Source organism: Rhizobium sp. P28RR-XV (assembly GCF_012641385.1).
Lineage (GTDB): Bacteria > Pseudomonadota > Alphaproteobacteria > Rhizobiales > Rhizobiaceae > Rhizobium.
The window spans coordinates 1-2,245 of the sequence record NZ_JABAIG010000042.1; the positions used below are offsets into that span (position 1 = coordinate 1).

The 2,245-nt window shown below is 57.3% G+C and carries 2 protein-coding genes and 2 pseudogenes; all 4 read right to left on the reverse strand.

The window, feature by feature from the left end:
• Nucleotides 1-91: pseudogene (locus HGP12_RS33710) on the reverse strand (IS6 family transposase); the annotation flags it as partial.
• 329 nt (nucleotides 92-420) lie between these two features.
• A complete protein-coding gene (locus HGP12_RS33715) occupies nucleotides 421-1,449 on the reverse strand; it encodes an IS110 family transposase (protein WP_168880245.1) in 1,029 nt (342 codons plus the stop codon).
• A gap of 80 nt (nucleotides 1,450-1,529) precedes the next feature.
• Nucleotides 1,530-1,841, reverse strand: a pseudogene (locus HGP12_RS33720) (IS110 family transposase); the annotation flags it as partial.
• Nucleotides 1,842-2,022: 181 nt separating this feature from the next.
• Nucleotides 2,023-2,245, reverse strand: a 223-nt coding sequence (locus tag HGP12_RS33890) for a hypothetical protein (protein WP_205926811.1), incomplete at its 5' end; no start/stop codon positions are given.

Genomic DNA, 2,245 nt, shown 5'->3' on the forward strand with positions numbered 1-2,245 from the left:
GATCGCGGTAACTGACACGGTAGCGGCAGTACCAGCGGACTGCCCAAAAGATAATCTCACCCTGAAAATGGCGCCACTTGAAATCGCTCATCAAAAATCTCGCTGCAAATTGTCTGCGCTCAATCCACCATCAACGAGGTTTTTGCATGTATGGATGCCCCCGTTGGTGCAAGTAGTTTTTTGAACGGCTCGGGTGTGTGATCGGGTGCGGTCATGTATCAGGCCTCTCGATGCGGCGCTGATAGGACCGCGGGCCGGTATGGCGATGCGCGGATTAGAGGCATATCAACAGATCGAGCTCATTGGCTCCTGCAAAAATACTGCGTTCTCTAACCCGGATCTGGTCGATCCTTTGCCCTTACTGTCCAGTGACCTCCTCACACCCCCAACGTACCGGGACGCAATGGCAAGCGCGATACGCTATGCCATCGCCGCCACCGGATTCCGGTAATCCTCTACTTTCGTCATCATGGCCCAGAGGCCACGCGCCATTTTGTTTGCCAGCGCAATCGCGGCGACCATGCGTGGCTTGCGGGCAAGCAAGCGCTTCAGCCAACCATTATGCGGTGTGTCGAAACGCTCGACCGCCTGCAGCACTGCCATCGCACCGGAGACCAGAAGGGTACGGATGTCGCGCTGCCCCATTTTCGAAGTCTTCCCGAGCCGGGCCTTGCCGCCCGTTGAGTGCTGTTTTGGCACGAGCCCGAGCCAGGCGGCAAAATCGCGCCCACACCGGAAGGTGGCCAGGTCGGGTGCAAATGTCTCGATCGCAAGTGCCGTTACAGGGCCTACGCCTGGCATGGTTTGCGCACGCCGCGCCAAATCGGCTTCTTTGGCAGCGCGCTTCATCTTTTCGTCAAGGTCCGAAACTCGAGCGGTCAGACCGTCGATCTGCTCCAGATACACCTGGCCAAGCTCCCGAACCTCTTTAGGCAGTGCGGAGTCATAATCTGCGATCGCGTCCGCGAACCGCTTGAGATGGGCAGGACCTCGGGCCGCAACCAGACCATGTTCTGCAAGGTGTCCACGCAAGGCGTTGATCATCTGGGTGCGCTGCCCAACAAACATCTGCCGGGTGCGAAACAGCATAGCGCGGGCCTGCTGTGTTTCCGTCTTCACTGCTACAAAGCGCATTGTCGGACGCAACGCCGCCTCAACGATAGCCTCCGCATCGGCCACATCGTTTTTCTGACGCTTGAGAAACGGCTTCACATACACAGGTGGGATTAGCCGCACTTCATGCCCCAGCTTCTCGAACTCGCGACCCCAGCCATGGGCAGTCGCGCAGGCCTCCATCGCAACAACGCACCTGGGCTGCCCGGCGATGAAAGCCAAAACCTGACCCCGGGAAAGTTTCTTGCGAAACAAGACTGACCCATTTGAGCCTGCGCCGTGGAATTGGAAGGCGCGCTTTGCCAAGTCAATTCCAATGATGGTAACTTCCGACATGGATGCTCTCTCTTTCTGTGATGTCTTCAACGCCCATCACATTGGCACATTGCGATGCCGGCGGGAGGGGCATCCATGCCATCAACAGAGCCAATCTCGACGCCATTAGGCTCCAGCACGCGGTGTATCCAGAAGCCGTCCAAACCTGCTTCCTGAATCGTTACGATGGGAAACAACTTCCCCGTTCTCAACCGCGCTTTCTGCTGTAGTTGCTCAAACCGCTGCAGCAGCTCGGCCACATTACCACCGGCCACTAAGTGCTTCGACATCTTCTCGCCACTGGCCGGCGACAACGAAGTGATCAACCAAGTCGATCGGCTCAGTTCCAATGACACAAAAATTGCGCCAAGATCAGTGCGGACAGCCGTCGGATGAATGGATGCAGGTTCCATAAACTGCTCCATCTGAGCGAGTGTTTAGATGCAACCTCACTCTGCCAGAGCGGCGGCCGCTGTTCACTCCTCATGGGATCTAAAGCCGAAGAGGAGCGTCATCACCCGCCCCCGCTCCGCCCTTTCAACCCGGCCCAGCCGGTCGGATCGGGGGCAGATCATCAGTGCCAGTGTCGCGCTTCTAACTGGCTGGCGAAGTCGCGCCTCTAATCAGCTTTGACAGGGATTGTAGCCGGGTGGGCAGCCCGCTTTTGATCGACTCTACCGTTCGTGCATTGTAAGCGCGAATTTCGGTGCGCCTTTTGAGGCGCAGCGCTCTGAGGCATGAAGTGTCCACCAAAAAATAGGTGGACACCAAATCATGGATGAAGATGCTCCTAAATTGCAGGTGCGGCTTGTTGGTC

Bases quoted from the DNA above. Each gene is read 5' to 3' on its own strand.
- HGP12_RS33715 (WP_168880245.1), bottom strand. From the start codon at position 1,449: ATGTCGGAAGTTACCATCATTGGAATTGACTTGGCAAAGCGCGCCTTC.